The following is a 13623-nucleotide window of genomic DNA, read 5'->3' as shown; positions in this document are numbered from 1 at the left end:
GCGACTAGCTGCCCGTACCGGTCAAGCGATCCCAATTGCCATGTGCGAGGCCTGTTCGTGCGGCATCGTCGAGCTGAACCTCCTCAAGAAAGCGTCGCGGCGCGCCGCCTTCCCGGTATTGGTAGGGAAAGTCGGTTGAGAACAGCAGGCGCTCGGGCCCGACGATATCGAGGCAGCGACGGAGATATGCTTCGCTCCACATGCCGCTGCCGGTCACATATAGATTGTCGCGAGCGTAATCCGCCAGAGGGCGTCGAAGCTCGAGCGCACGTTCGAAGGCGGCCGATATGCGCTCCAGGTAGAACAGCACCACCTCGCCCCAATGGCCGAGGATGATTTGCAGGTCGGGCAGTTCGTCGAACACACCCGCCGCGGCCAAACGGATCCATTGCAACCCCGCCTCGTAATGCCAGCCAAGGCCAAAGGCCGCGAGCGCGAGATCGGCCTTCTCGCTCACCCCGGAGTAATTGGCCTCGCGCACCGCGGCTAACGGGATCTGCGGATGGATGAAGAGCGGCACGCCCAATTCTGCCGCCTTCGCCAGCATGGGGCGCATGTCAGGGTGATCGAGATGGCGCTCGCGCGTCCGGCCGCAAAGCAGTGCGCCCTTCAGGCCCAGCTCTCGAACGGCGCGTTCCAGCTCACGCGGGGCTGCGTCGGCATCGGGGGTAGGCAGGGCGGCGAAACCCTGGAAGCGGTCGGGATGGCGTGCGCACGTCTCCGCGATCAGGTCGTTCACGCGGTGCGCCATCTCCACGGCAGGTCCGGCTGCGAGATTGTGGAGACCGGGCGTGGTGAGCGAAAGCACCTGCACGTCCACGCCCTGCTCATCCATCAGCGCCAGGCGGCCTTCGCCCAGATCGGCAAGACGGGTCCCGTTCTCTCCGCCATCCGCAATGGCAGATACCGGATCATGCGGGGGCGGCGCTGCGCTCCACGCGTCGCGTACGACATGAGGGAGGATATGCTCTTCGATCGCGATCAGGCGCATCTGCTATCTCACATGGGGCGGTAACCGGTAGGGCCAACCAGCCGTCGGCCAAAAAGGTCCGCTTTCAGGGGCATCACGTAACACGATGTTGGGTCGGCAACTGGGCGACAATGGCTAGTCCGGTGCTGGTAGCCGGTTGAATCCCGCCGAACGGCTCGAGGCGGGTGGGATGCTGGCTAAGGCGAGACCTCCCAGATGACGATGTCCGCTGCGTAGCCGAGAAACGACCATCCGGTCGTTACGGCGAGAACCCACCAATAGAGACTTAGGCTGCCATACTTTGCAACGACGGCCTTCCACCGGAACACGAGCGAACCCAGGCTGTAAAGCAGCCCAACCATGGCTCCAATCTGCGTGAACATAGGATCGCCCCGTTTGCTCCTACCTACTTGTTCCTCAACATTGTGCCATCGGAAAGGTGCGCAATCGGGAACTGGCAACCATATCGGGAGCGACCAGTCTTGCGGCGAAAACGGTCGTCGCCAGTCAACCACGCACGCGTTAGACGTCACCACCCCAGTTTTGATGGCCAATGTCGATTCATTTTGCCGACGGGTGGCCGCATCATCGCGGGGAAGGGCTATTGGCGGCAGCCGCGCCGCGTGCCCTGGCAGCTCAAGGCAAGATATCGAAATGATCTCGCGCTACGATTCTCATAATTCGGCGAATAATATGTGTGTAGCGCCGAAGAAGCGTGTCCTCGTCATCGCAGCGACACATCCTTCGACTCAAGTACCAAGCGCCGCACACGCCGAAAAACTGGCAACCCAAATGCAAGCGGATTCGAAAAATCGGGGTAGGCGTTGGGTGGCAAAAATCTGCGGAGACTTGCCGGGTGGCGGACCATCGGAGCCTTCGGTACTGGAAAACCCTTCTCCAATACTTTTCCGCTCAACCCGGGCTCTATTCCTTCGGCTTCGCCTTCAGCCCGCGTACCCGGTGCCAGATATAAAAGCTGGCCAGCGCGACCAGCACCACGCCGATCAGCGCGTCGGCGCTGTGGAAGGCGGCCTTCATGCGCGGGTCGCTGTTCCATTTGTCGCCCAGCACCATGCCGACCCAGGCAAGGCCGAAGCACCAGGGCCAGGAGCCGATGAAGGTATAGATGTGGAACGGCACCAGCTTCATCCGCGCGACGCCGGCGGGAAAGGCGATGAAGGAGCGGATGACGGGCAGCAGGCGGCCGATCAGCACCGCCTGATTGCCCCAGCGATCGAAGAAGCGGTCGGCCATGTCGAGCTCGCCCGGGCCGATCAGCACATATTTGCCCCAGCGCTCGGCCAGCGGGCGCCCGCCGCGCTTGCCGACCTCATAGGCGAAGATCGATCCGATATTGCACCCGATCGCCCCGGCGGTCGCCGCCAGGTACAGGTCGAACCGCCCGACCGAAACGAGATAGCCGGCGAACGGCATGATGATCTCCGACGGCAACGGAATGCAGGCCGATTCGATCGCCATCAGCAGGACGATGCCGAGATATCCCCCCTTGGAGATGACGGCGATGGTGAAGGTCGCGAGTATCGCGATGATTTTCTCGATCATGGGTTCCCCCTTTCTGCGAAGAGGGCGCGCGTCGCCAGTGGAAAATCCGTGGGGGTGTGTCGACGGCGTGCAAGTCGGGGTGACGATCCACCCTGCCTTCGTCCCGAGTGGCCATCGAGCTTGTCGAGAGGGCATATCGAGGGACAGGCGTTTCGCGTACAAGGTGCCTCGATACGCGCCCTCGATATGGCTTCGCCTGGTCGATCGCTGCTCGGCACGAACGGTGGTGATGAAGGGCGGTATCCATGACGACGACCGATGACGACAAGCGCGCCGCCGCCCTCGCCGCGGTGGAGGAAGTGCGGCCGGGCATGCTGGTCGGGCTCGGCACCGGGTCGACCGCGGCATTCGCGATCGGGCGGCTGGGGGAGCTGGTACGCGGCGGGCTCGATATCCGTGCGGTCGCCACGTCGCTGCGCACCGAATCGATGGCGCGGATGGCGGGCATCACCCTGCTTGATTTCGCCGGTGTCGAGTCGGTCGATCTCACCATCGACGGCGCTGACGAGATCGACGGCCGGCTGTTCGCGATCAAGGGCGCGGGCGGCGCGATGCTCCGCGAGAAGATCGTCGCCGCCGCGTCGCGCCGGATGATCGTGATCGCCGACGCGTCGAAGCGGGTCGAGCGGATCGGTCGCGCGAAGCTGCCGGTCGAGGTGCTGCCCTTCGCGCGTGCGTTCGTCGCGACTCGGCTGGCGGGACTCGGCGCGAAGACGGCGGTGCGGGTCGAGCGGTCCGATCAGGGCAATATCATCATCGACTGTCTTTTCCCTGAAATACCCGATCCTTCCGCGCTGGCCGCCGCACTTTCGGGGCTTCCCGGCGTGCTTGGACACGGCCTTTTCCTTGACGAGGTGGATTGCGCCTATATCGGCGGGGGCGGCCGCGTGATCCGGCTCGAAAAATAAGGCAACCACCAGCGACGGCCAGCGTTCGACTGTCCGATAGAAAGCGAGTTTTTCCCATGTCCGATGCCGCCACGGCCAGCGTACCCGTCAAGGGCCTTCACGAGGACGGCTCGCCCGAGCGCCTGGCGATCGACACGATCCGCACGCTCTCCATGGATGCAGTGCAGAAGGCGAATTCGGGCCATCCCGGCACGCCGATGGCGCTCGCGCCGGTCGGCCACACGCTCTGGTCGCAATTCCTGCGCACCGATCCGGACAAGCCCGACTGGCCCAATCGCGACCGTTTCGTGCTGTCGGTCGGCCATGCCTCGATGCTGCTCTATTCGCTGCTTCACCTGGCGGGCGTGAAGGAAATCGACCGCGACGGAAAGCCGACCGGCAATCTCGCGGTCAGCCTGAACGACATCGAGAATTTCCGCCAGCTCGGCTCCAAGACGCCCGGCCATCCCGAATATCGCCACACCACCGGCGTCGAGACGACGACCGGCCCGCTCGGTGCCGGTTGCGGCAATTCGGTCGGCATGGCGATCGCCGAGCGCTGGCTCGCCGCGCGCTACAACAAGCCCGGCTTCGACCTGTTCGACCATGATGTCTATACGCTGTGCGGCGACGGCGACATGATGGAGGGCGTCTCGGCCGAGGCGGCGTCGCTTGCCGGGCACCTCAAGCTCTCCAACCTGTGCTGGATCTACGACAGCAACCATATCAGCATCGAGGGCGACACGAATCTCGCGTTCGACGAGGATGTCGGCATGCGCTTCCAAGCCTATGGCTGGAACGTCATCCATGTCGACGATGCCAATGATTGCGGCGCGCTGGCCGATGCCTTCGCCACGTTCAAGGCGACCAGCGACCGGCCGACCTTCATCGTCGTCCATTCGATCATCGGCTGGGGCAGCCCCCGCGCCGGCAGCGAGAAGGCGCATGGCGAACCGCTCGGCGCCGAAAATATCAAGGCGACCAAGCTTGCCTATGGCTGGCCCGAGGACGCCCAGTTCCTGGTGCCGGACGGCGTGGCCGAAACGTTCGAAAAGTCGATCGCCGATCGCGGCCGGCCGCTGCGCGAGGCATGGGAGGCAATGTTCGCCGAGTATCGCAAGGACAATAGCGACCTCGCGGCTGAACTCGACCTGCTGCTCAAGGGCGACCTGCCCGAGGGCTGGGACGCCGATGTTCCCGTCTTCGAGGCGGACGAGAAGGGCATCGCCTCGCGCGATGCGGGCGGCAAGGTACTCAATGCCATCGCCAACCGCGTGCCGTTCCTGATCGGCGGCTCGGCCGATCTCGCGCCCTCGACCAAGACCGACGTGAAGGGCAAGGCATCGTTCGAGGCCGACAATTATGCCGGCTCCAACTTTCATTTCGGCGTGCGCGAGCACGGCATGGGCGCGGTGGTCAACGGCATGGCGCTGTCGCACCTGCGGTCCTACGGCTCGACGTTCATGGTCTTTGCCGACTATATGCGCCCGCCGATCCGCCTCGCCGCGATCATGGAACTGCCGGCGATCTTCGTCTTCACGCATGATTCGATCGGCGTGGGCGAAGACGGCCCGACTCACCAGCCGATCGAGCATCTCGCGACGCTCCGCGCAATCCCCGGGCTCGACACGATCCGTCCCGGCGATGCGAACGAGACCGCCTGGGCATGGCGCGCCGCGCTTGAGGACAAGAATCGTCCCACGAGCCTGGTCCTGTCGCGCCAGGCGCTGCCGACGCTGGACCGCAGCAAATATGCATCGGCCGAAGGGCTGATGAAGGGCGCCTATGTCCTCGCCGGCGACGAGAATCCGGAACTGATCCTGATCGCCACCGGCAGCGAGGTCTCGCTCGCGGTCGCGGCGCATGAGGCGCTGACGGCGCAGGGCGTGCGCTCGCGCGTCGTCTCAATGCCGAGCTGGTATCGTTATGAGCTGCAGGACGCCGCGTACAAGGAAAGCGTGCTGCCGCGCGGTGTCACGGCACGCGTCGCGATCGAGATGGGCGGCGAGATCGGCTGGGATCGCTATGTCGGGCTTGAGGGCCGGACGGTGACCATGTCGACCTTCGGTGCCTCGGCCCCGATCGCGAAGCTGCAGGATAAATTCGGGTTCACCGTCGACAATGTCGTCAAGGTCGCCCGCGAACTGCTCGGAAAGGATTGATCATGGGTCGTCTCAACGATCTCGCCGCTTTGGGCCAGGCTGTCTGGCTCGATTTCGTCGACCGCAAGTTCCTCGCCGAAGGGGGCCTTCAGAAGCTGGTCGACGGGGATGCCCTGACCGGCGTAACCTCCAATCCGTCGATCTTCGAAAAGGCGATGGGCCACGGCACCGCCTATGACGCGGCGCTGGCCGAGTTCGACCGCACCCATCCCGGCGCGCCGGCGATGGAGCGCTACGAACATCTCGCCATCCAGGACATCCAGGCCGCGGCCGATACGCTGCGCCCGGTCTATGACCGGCTCGGCGGCAAGGATGGCTATGTCAGCCTTGAGGTCTCGCCCTATCTCGCCAACGACACCGACGGCACCATCGCCGAGGCGAAGAAGCTGTGGGCGGCGGTCGACCGGCCCGACCTGATGATCAAGATCCCCGGCACGCCAGCCGGCGTTCCCGCCATCGCGGCGACCATCGCGGCCGGGATCAACGTCAACGTGACGCTGCTCTTCTCGATCGAGGCCTATAAGGCAGTCGCCCTGGCCTATGTCGAGGGGCTCGAGCAGCGCGCGGCGAAGGGCGAGGCGGTGGACAAGATCGCCAGCGTCGCCAGCTTCTTCGTCAGCCGGATCGATACGAAGATCGACGACGCGATCGATGCACGGGTCAAGGACGGCGATGCCGAGGCAGAAGCGCTGAAGGCAGTGCGCGGCAAGGTGGCCATCGCCAATGCGAAAATGGCCTATGCCTGGTATCAGGACTTCATCGCCTCGGACCGCTGGCAGGCGCTCGCCGCGAAGGGCGCGATGCCGCAGCGGCTGCTCTGGGCATCGACCGGCACCAAGAACCCCGATTATCCCGACACGCTCTATCTCGACACGCTGATCGGGCCCGACACGGTCAACACCGTGCCGCCCAAGACGCTCGACGCGTTCCGCGACCATGGCACCGCCGCTGAGACGCTGACCCGCGATGTCGACGGCGCGCGCCATACGCTCGCCGAGGCGGAACGGCTTGGCCTCGACCTGGCCGGCGTGACGGATATTCTTGTCGAGGAAGGGGTCCATAGCTTCGCTCAGGCGTTCGACACCCTGCTTGGCGCGATCGCCGCGAAGCACCCCGAAACGGCGAACTGAACGACGACGATTCTCACCCCCATCCGGAGACTGCCATGCGTATCGGACTGATTGGCCTTGGCCGGATGGGCGGCAACATCGCCCGGCGCCTGATGCGCGCCGGGCATGAAACGGTCGCCTATGACCGCGATCCCAAGGCGATCGCGGAACTGGTCGCTGATGGGGCGGTCGGGGCTGACTCGCTCGAGGACATGCACGCCAAACTCGCCAGCCCGGCGATCTTCTGGGTGATGCTCCCCGCCGGAGCGCCGACCGAAGATACCATCTCGACGATTGCCGGCTTCGCGAAGCCGGGCGACATCGTCATCGATGGCGGCAACAGTTTCTACAAGGACGATATCCGCCGGGCGAAGACACTGGCGGAAAAGCAGATCCGCTATGTCGATGTCGGCACCTCGGGCGGCGTCTGGGGGCTTGAGCGCGGCTATTGCATGATGATCGGCGGGGAGAAGGACGCGGTCGACCTGCTCGATCCGATCCTCGCCGCGCTCGCGCCCGGGCTTGGCACCATCCCGCGCACGCCCAATCGCGGCGACAAGAGCGAGGACCCGCGCGCGGAGCAGGGCTATATCCATGCCGGCCCTCCCGGCTCGGGCCATTTCGTGAAGATGGTGCATAACGGCATCGAATATGGCCTGATGCAGGCCTATGCCGAGGGCTTCGACATCCTCGCCGGCAAGTCGTCGGACAAGCTGCCCGAGGAGGAGCGTTTCGACCTGAACCTGACCGACATCGCAGAGGTATGGCGGCGCGGCAGCGTGATCTCGTCCTGGCTGCTCGACCTGTCCGCCTCGGCGCTGGCCGACGACCAGCAGCTTGCCAAATATTCGGGCAAGGTCGCCGATTCGGGCGAGGGCCATTGGACGATCGAGGCGGCGATGGAGGAGGCGGTGCCGGTCAACGTGCTCTCCGCCGCCCTGTTCGCGCGCTATCGCAGCCGGGTCGACCATACGTTCGGCGATAAATTGCTCTCGGCGATGCGCTTCGGTTTCGGCGGCCATGTCGAGATGCCCCAGTAAATGGGCAATGGCACGAAGGAGGCGATCGGGCTCCTCGTCTCCGATCTCGACGGCACGCTGGTCGACAAAAAGAAGCAGCTCACGCCGGGCACCATCGCGGCAGTCGGCCGGCTGCGCGAGGCCGGGATCGGCTTCACCATCATCAGCGCCCGGCCGCGATCGGGCATGATGCCGATCGCCGATGCGCTGGCGATCGACGATGTGATGGGCGCATTCAACGGCGGGACGATCTTCCGCCGCGACGGGACACTGGTCGAGCAGCACCGGATCGATCCAGCGGTGGTGCGCGGCGTGTTCGAACTGGTCGGCGACGCGGCGGTCGATACCTGGGTGTTCGCCGACGACCTCTGGTACGCCAGCACCGACCAGGGGCATCATGTCGATTCCGAACGCGTCTCGTCCAACCAGGCGCCTGTGATCGTGTCCGACTTCACGGCACTGTACGACCGCGCCGACAAGCTCACCTTCGTCAGCGACGATCCGGCGTTGCTCGGTGCGCTGGCCGGGCACGCCGCCGCCGCGTTCGGCGCACGGGCGACGGTGGTGCAGTCGCAGACCTATTATCTCGACGTGACCGCGCTTGCCGCCAACAAGGGTGACGGCGTCGCGTTGCTGGCCGAGGCGATGGGCACGCCGCTGGCACTGACCGCCGTGATCGGCGATCAGGGAAACGACGTGGCGATGTTCGTGCGGGCTGGCCTGTCGATCGCGATGGGGCAGGGGCCGGCCGAGGTACGGGCAAAGGCCGATTTCACCACCGGCGCGAACGACGCTGATGGTGTCGCGCAGGCAATCGACGGGATCATCCTGCCCCGCGTCTGATTCAATCGACCGGATCGTCCGCGTAATGGCGAGCGATGATGGCACAGGCGAAGAGCTGGAGCTGATGGAACAGCATCAGCGGCAGGATCACCAGGCCGACCTGCGCCGGCGGGAACAGCACGCCCGCCATCGGCACGCCGGAGACGAGGCTTTTCTTCGATCCGCAGAACAGCAGCACGATCGCGTCCTCGCGGCTGAGGCCCATCAGCCTGCCCAGGCCCCAGGTCGCGAGCAGCACCAGCGCCAGCAGCACCGTGCAGGCCGCGAGGATCAGCGCCAGTTCGTCCGCCGACAGCCGGTGCCAGATGCCGTCGACCACCGCCGCGCCGAACGCGGTATAGACGACCAGCAGGATCGATCCGCGATCGACCAGCGTCAGCAGCTTCTTCTGACGCGCGACGAAGCCGCCGATCCATGGCCGCAGCAGATGGCCGGCGACGAACGGCAGCAGGAGCTGGACGACGATCGACTCGACCGAGGCGAGCGACACGCCCGCGCTGCCGCCCGACCTGATCAGGATCGCGGCCAGCGCCGGGGTCAGTACGATGCCGATCAGGTTGGAGAAGGATGCGCTGCATACCGCCGCCGCGACATTGCCCCGCGCGATCGCGGTGAAGGCGATCGAGGACTGAACGGTCGAGGGCAACAGGGTCAGGAACAGCATGCCCATCGCGACGGGCGGCGCGAGGAAGGGCAGCGCCGCGACGCCGAGCCCCAGCACCGGGAACAGGATATAGGTGACGGCGAACACGGCGAGATGGAGGCGCCAGTTGCTCATGCCGGCGACGATCGCCTCGCGCGACAGCTTCGCCCCGTGGAGGAAGAACAGCAGGACGATCGCGATGTCGGCGGCGATGTCGAACAACGGCACTGCCGGTCCACGGGGCGGCAGCAGCGAGGCAAGCACCACCGTGCCGATCAGGATCAGGATGAACGGCTCGAAGAGGACGAGGAAGCGCTTGAGCATGCCGCCACTTCGCGCGATCGGTTGCGCGCCGCAATGGCTTAAGCCGCCTGAAACCAATCTTGGCGCCCATTCTGCCCGCCTGGCAGTAGCGTGGCGGCGCGGAGCCGTTCATGATGCGGCGATGAAGTGCTTCAGAATACGGGCTTCCCATGCAGCATGAAGTGAGGAGCCTGCGCGGCATGGTCACCGCGCCGCATCATCTGGCGGCGCAGGCCGGGCTTGGCGTGCTGCAGGATGGCGGGAATGCGGTGGAGGCGACTGTCGCGGTCGCTGCGTGCCTTGCGGTGGTCTATCCGCACATGACCGGGATCGGCGGCGACGGCTTCTGGCTGATCGCCGAGCCTGACGGGCGAACTCATGCGATCGACGCGTGCGGCGCGGCGGCGGCGACCGCCAGTCTCACGCTCTACCGAGGGCACAAGGTAATCCCCTGGCGCGGACCGCTCGCGGCCAACACCGTGGCGGGCACGATCTCAGGCTGGGCGGCGGCGCTTCAGTCGAGCGGCGGCACGTTGCCGCTGGCGCGGTTGCTGCGCGACGCCATCTACCATGCCGAATCCGGCGTCGCGGTGACGCGGGGCTGGGCGGAGCTCGCAACGCTGAGGCGGCGCGAGCTGTTCGACCAGCCCGGCGCCTGGGCCGAGACCTTCGAGCCCGCCGGGCGGCCGCTGGTCGAGGGCGAGGTGCTGCGCCAGCCCCGGTTGGCAGCGACGCTGGCGCTGCTTGCGCGCGATGGATTGCAGAGCTTCTATGAAGGCGCGCTCGCCCGCTCGATCGCCGCCGATCTCGCCCGGCTCGGCAGCCCGCTCAGCACGATCGACTTCGCGGCCCACCGCGCGACCCGGCCGGTGCCGCTCAGCGTCGGCATCGAGGGCACGCGCCTGTTCAACACCGCGCCGCCGACCCAGGGCCTCGCCTCGCTGCTGATCCTCGCCTTGTTCGACCGGGTCCATGCCCCCGAGGCCGAAGGGTTCGATTATGTCCATGGCCTGGTCGAGGCGACCAAGCAGGCGTTCCTGTTCCGCGACCGGCATGTCGGCGATCCCGACGATATGACTTTCGACCCGCAAACCCTGCTCGACGATCCGCGCGAGCTTGACGAGATGGCGATGCGGATCGACCTCGATCGGGCGCTGCCCTGGCCGCAGCCTGCTTCGGCGGGCGACACCTGCTGGTTCGGCGCGGCCGATGCCGAGGGGCGCGTGGTGAGTTCGATCCAGAGTAGCTATTTCGAATTCGGCTCGGGCCTTGTCCTGCCCCAGACCGGTATCACCTGGCAGAACCGGGGCAGCAGCTTCCGCCTCGCCGAGGATGGCTGGAACGCGCTCCGGCCGGGACGCAAGCCTTTCCACACGCTCAACCCGGCGCTGGCCCGCTTCGATGATGGGCGCGTGATGGCCTATGGCACGATGGGCGGCGAGGGGCAGCCCCAGACCCAGGCAGCGATCTTCACTCGTTATGCCCGGTACGGCATCGGCCTGCAGGAGGCGATCAGCCGCCCGCGCTGGCTGCTCGGGCGGACCTGGGGCGAAAACAGCACCACGCTGAAGATCGAGGATCGTTTCGCGCTCGATCTCTATGAGGATCTCCGCGCGGCCGGGCATCAGGTCGAGCTGATGCCGGCCTTCACCGCGACCATGGGCCATGCCGGTGCGATCGTTCGCCATGCCAATGGCGTGCTCGAGGGCGCGACCGATCCGCGCAGCGACGGCCAGGTGGCGGCGTGGTGAGCGGCGGCATGGGACCGCACGCCTTCCGCGCCGAATTGCTGAGCGTCCCCGAGGACCCGGCACAGGGCGGCACGGTCCGCCACCATGCCGACGGGCTGATGGTGGTCGAGCAGGGTGTGGTCGTCGCGTTCGGCGACCATGCCGATCTCGCCCCGTGTTTCCCGGGCGTGCCGGTCGAGCGCCTCCCGGGACTGGTGGTCCCCGGCTTTGTCGACACGCATATCCATTATCCGCAGACCGACCGGATCGCGGCCTATGGCGGGCAGTTGCTCGAATGGCTCGAACGGCACATCTTTCCGGCCGAGGCAGCCTTTGCGGATCGCGGCCATGCCGACGCGGTGGCTGGTTTCTTCCTCGACGAGCTGCTGAGGAACGGCACCACCAGTGCACTGGTCTTCGCCACCGTCCATGCCCAATCGGTCGATGCCCTGTTCGAGGCAGCGCTGGCGCGGAACATGCGGATCGTGTCGGGCAAGGTGCTGATGGATCTCGGGCCGGAGACGCTGCACGATTCGGTCGAAAGCGGCCGGGCCGAAAGCGAGGCGCTGATCGCACGGTGGCGCGGGCGCGGACGGCTCGGTTACGCGGTGACGCCGCGCTTCGCGCTCACCTCGTCGGATGAACAGCTTGCCGGCGCGGGCGATCTCGTCGCCGCGCATCCGGACGTGCTGATGCACACCCATCTCGCGGAGAATGCCGGAGAGATCGCCGCGGTTGCGGATCGCTTCCCGACGGCGCTCGACTATCTCGACGTCTATGACCGTTTCGGTCTGGTGGGCCCGCGATCGGTCTTCGCGCACTGCGTGCACATGGAGGATCGAGCCCTAGCGCGGATGGGCTCGGCAGGGTCGAGCATCGCCTTCTGCCCGACCAGCAACCTGTTCCTCGGCTCGGGCCTGTTCGATCTGGCTCAGGCCGATGCGCACGGCGTGACGGTCGGCATCGGCACTGATGTCGGCGCCGGCACTAGCTTCTCGCTGCTCGCGACGCTGGGCGAGGCGTACAAGATCGGCCAGATGCGCGGAACCGGCCTCGACCCTTTTCGCGCGCTCCATCTCGCGACGGCAGGCGGCGCCCGGGCGCTGGGGCTCGGCGGCCGGATCGGCGGCTTGTTGCCGGGGCAGGAGGCCGATTTCGTCCTGCTCGATCCAGCCGCCACGCCGCTGCTGGCGCGGCGCACCGCCGGGGCGAGCCTGATGGAGAAACTGTTCGCGCTGCAGATATTGGGCGACGACCGGGCGATCGCCCGCACCTATGTCGCCGGGCGCTGCGCCTGGAGGCGGCCCGCCTGATTATTGGCCCCTGACTATTTTCTCGGGTCGAGCAGTCCCTCGAACAGCCGCACGACCTTGCCGGTCCGGTTCTTCTCGAAATCGCGCGGATGGACGAACTGGTCGGCGAACCACGGATAGAGCGCCGGGTCGAAAGCGGTCTTCAGCCAGTCGACCGTTGCGCGCACCGCGGGCGAGTGCCGCGCCTCGGCATGGAAATAATACCACAGGTCGAACCTGAGCGGCAGCGGCACGTCGAGCGGGATGAGGTGCTTCGACACCGCCCGGGCATAGGTTGGCAGCGCCGCGATGCCCGCGCCGTTCACCACTGCCCAATAGACCGACAGCGCCGAGTTCGACCTGATCGGCATGAAGCCGTCCGGCCAGTCCGAGCCGACGAGGAATTTGACCAGGCTCGAATTATAGCCGGGCCCGCTCTGCTCGATGAACTTGTGCTCGCGGAACTGGTCGAGCGACGTCATCGCCCCGTGCTTCCGGATATAGGCTTCGGAGGCGAACAGCATGTAGTGGACCGTCGCCAGCTTGGCGCGAACCACGTCGCGGTGGTGCGGCTCGCTGAAGGCGACGCCGACATCGACCGTGTCGCTGCGGTCGCGCGCCGAATCATAGTCGAGCTGAAGCGATACCGTGAGGTTCGACAGCGACGGCGACAGGTCGTTGAGACGCGGCGTCAGCCACAGGCTGCCCAGTCCTTCGGTGCAGCCGATGGTCAGCTCGCCAGGATTGATCAGGACATTCGCCTCGCCGTCGCCGTCGGCCTCGGCCGAGAGGGCGGCGCCAGCCATCTCGCGCGCGGCGCGCGCCATCATCAGCCCGATATCGGTGGGGACGACCCCGCTTCTCGACCGTCCGAGCAGCTTTGTGCCGATTCGATCTTCGAGCCGTTCGATTCGGCGACGCAGCGTATTGAGGGACAGGCGTGAACTGTCAGCGGCGGCGCGAAAACTATGATGTTCGGTGACGAGAAGCAGCGCGCGAAGATCGTCCCAATCCAGATCCCGAACGAGCGTGCGCACATGGGTGGCGTTCCACCGGGGAACACCATGGTCTGGATTTTGGATCGCGGCCGGATGCTTGCTCG

11 protein-coding genes are annotated in these 13623 nt (G+C 66.1%); 7 read left to right on the top strand and 4 right to left on the bottom strand.

Going from position 1 to position 13623, the window contains the following annotated elements:
• Positions 1 to 4: 4 nt before the first annotated feature.
• Positions 5 to 991: an amidohydrolase family protein gene (locus tag P0Y59_16895; protein WEJ98610.1), complete on the bottom strand. Its 987-nt coding sequence runs from the start codon at positions 989 to 991 to the stop codon at positions 5 to 7.
• 903 nt (positions 992 to 1894) lie between these two features.
• The gene (locus P0Y59_16890; GenBank protein ID WEJ98609.1) at positions 1895 to 2533 is read right to left on the bottom strand and encodes a DedA family protein; all 639 of its coding nucleotides are present in this window, start codon (positions 2531 to 2533) and stop codon (positions 1895 to 1897) included.
• 245 nt (positions 2534 to 2778) lie between these two features.
• Here P0Y59_16890 and rpiA point away from each other — a divergent pair, with 245 nt between their 5' ends.
• Genes rpiA through P0Y59_16865 form a run of 5 tightly spaced genes read left to right on the top strand, consistent with a single transcriptional unit; the run spans position 2779 to position 8553 of the window.
• Positions 2779 to 3441: a ribose-5-phosphate isomerase RpiA gene (gene rpiA / locus P0Y59_16885; protein WEJ98608.1), complete on the top strand. Its 663-nt coding sequence runs from the start codon at positions 2779 to 2781 to the stop codon at positions 3439 to 3441.
• 56 nt (positions 3442 to 3497) lie between these two features.
• On the top strand, positions 3498 to 5582 hold the full coding sequence (tkt, locus tag P0Y59_16880) for a transketolase (GenBank protein ID WEJ98607.1): 2085 nt from the start codon (positions 3498 to 3500) through the stop codon (positions 5580 to 5582).
• A gap of 2 nt (positions 5583 to 5584) precedes the next feature.
• Positions 5585 to 6712 carry a transaldolase gene (gene tal, locus P0Y59_16875; protein ID WEJ98606.1) on the top strand — a complete coding sequence of 376 codons (1128 nt, stop codon included), beginning with the start codon at positions 5585 to 5587 and terminating at the stop codon, positions 6710 to 6712.
• A gap of 35 nt (positions 6713 to 6747) precedes the next feature.
• Complete coding sequence (gene gnd, locus P0Y59_16870) at positions 6748 to 7731, top strand: decarboxylating 6-phosphogluconate dehydrogenase (protein WEJ98605.1); 984 nt, start codon at positions 6748 to 6750, stop codon at positions 7729 to 7731.
• Positions 7732 to 8553, top strand: coding sequence for a Cof-type HAD-IIB family hydrolase (locus P0Y59_16865; protein ID WEJ98604.1), 822 nt, complete (start codon positions 7732 to 7734; stop codon positions 8551 to 8553).
• 1 nt (position 8554) lies between these two features.
• Here P0Y59_16865 and P0Y59_16860 read toward each other — a convergent pair whose 3' ends face one another.
• Positions 8555 to 9520, bottom strand: coding sequence for a bile acid:sodium symporter (locus P0Y59_16860; GenBank protein WEJ98603.1), 966 nt, complete (start codon positions 9518 to 9520; stop codon positions 8555 to 8557).
• Positions 9521 to 9669: 149 nt separating this feature from the next.
• Between P0Y59_16860 and P0Y59_16855 the strand changes: the two genes are divergently transcribed.
• Together P0Y59_16855 and guaD are read left to right on the top strand one after the other, a co-directional pair.
• Positions 9670 to 11250: a gamma-glutamyltransferase gene (locus P0Y59_16855; protein ID WEJ98602.1), complete on the top strand. Its 1581-nt coding sequence runs from the start codon at positions 9670 to 9672 to the stop codon at positions 11248 to 11250.
• Between the two features lie 8 nt (positions 11251 to 11258).
• Complete coding sequence (gene guaD / locus P0Y59_16850) at positions 11259 to 12542, top strand: guanine deaminase (protein ID WEJ98601.1); 1284 nt, start codon at positions 11259 to 11261, stop codon at positions 12540 to 12542.
• Positions 12543 to 12556: 14 nt separating this feature from the next.
• On the opposite strand, the gene P0Y59_16845 is transcribed toward guaD, so the two are convergent.
• Complete coding sequence (locus P0Y59_16845; protein ID WEJ98600.1) at positions 12557 to 13558, bottom strand: LysR family transcriptional regulator; 1002 nt, start codon at positions 13556 to 13558, stop codon at positions 12557 to 12559.
• Positions 13559 to 13623 lie beyond the last annotated feature (65 nt).

Origin of the sequence: Candidatus Sphingomonas phytovorans, from assembly GCA_029202385.1 — a bacterium.
Lineage (GTDB): Bacteria > Pseudomonadota > Alphaproteobacteria > Sphingomonadales > Sphingomonadaceae > Sphingomonas > Sphingomonas phytovorans.
The sequence above is the reverse complement of the archived record's forward strand: the minus strand, read 5'-3'. Positions and strand labels throughout refer to the sequence as shown.

Excerpts from the sequence above, each read along its gene's own strand:
- P0Y59_16895 (WEJ98610.1), bottom strand. The coding sequence starts at position 991 with ATGCGCCTGATCGCGATCGAAGAGCATATCCTCCCTCATGTCGTACGC.
- rpiA (WEJ98608.1), top strand. The coding sequence starts at position 2,779 with ATGACGACGACCGATGACGACAAGCGCGCCGCCGCCCTCGCCGCGGTG.
- tal (WEJ98606.1), top strand. The coding sequence starts at position 5,585 with ATGGGTCGTCTCAACGATCTCGCCGCTTTGGGCCAGGCTGTCTGGCTC.
- guaD (WEJ98601.1), top strand. The coding sequence starts at position 11,259 with ATGGGACCGCACGCCTTCCGCGCCGAATTGCTGAGCGTCCCCGAGGAC.
- tkt (WEJ98607.1), top strand. The coding sequence starts at position 3,498 with ATGTCCGATGCCGCCACGGCCAGCGTACCCGTCAAGGGCCTTCACGAG.
- P0Y59_16860 (WEJ98603.1), bottom strand. The coding sequence starts at position 9,520 with ATGCTCAAGCGCTTCCTCGTCCTCTTCGAGCCGTTCATCCTGATCCTG.
- gnd (WEJ98605.1), top strand. The coding sequence starts at position 6,748 with ATGCGTATCGGACTGATTGGCCTTGGCCGGATGGGCGGCAACATCGCC.
- P0Y59_16890 (WEJ98609.1), bottom strand. The coding sequence starts at position 2,533 with ATGATCGAGAAAATCATCGCGATACTCGCGACCTTCACCATCGCCGTC.
- P0Y59_16865 (WEJ98604.1), top strand. The coding sequence starts at position 7,732 with ATGGGCAATGGCACGAAGGAGGCGATCGGGCTCCTCGTCTCCGATCTC.
- P0Y59_16855 (WEJ98602.1), top strand. The coding sequence starts at position 9,670 with ATGCAGCATGAAGTGAGGAGCCTGCGCGGCATGGTCACCGCGCCGCAT.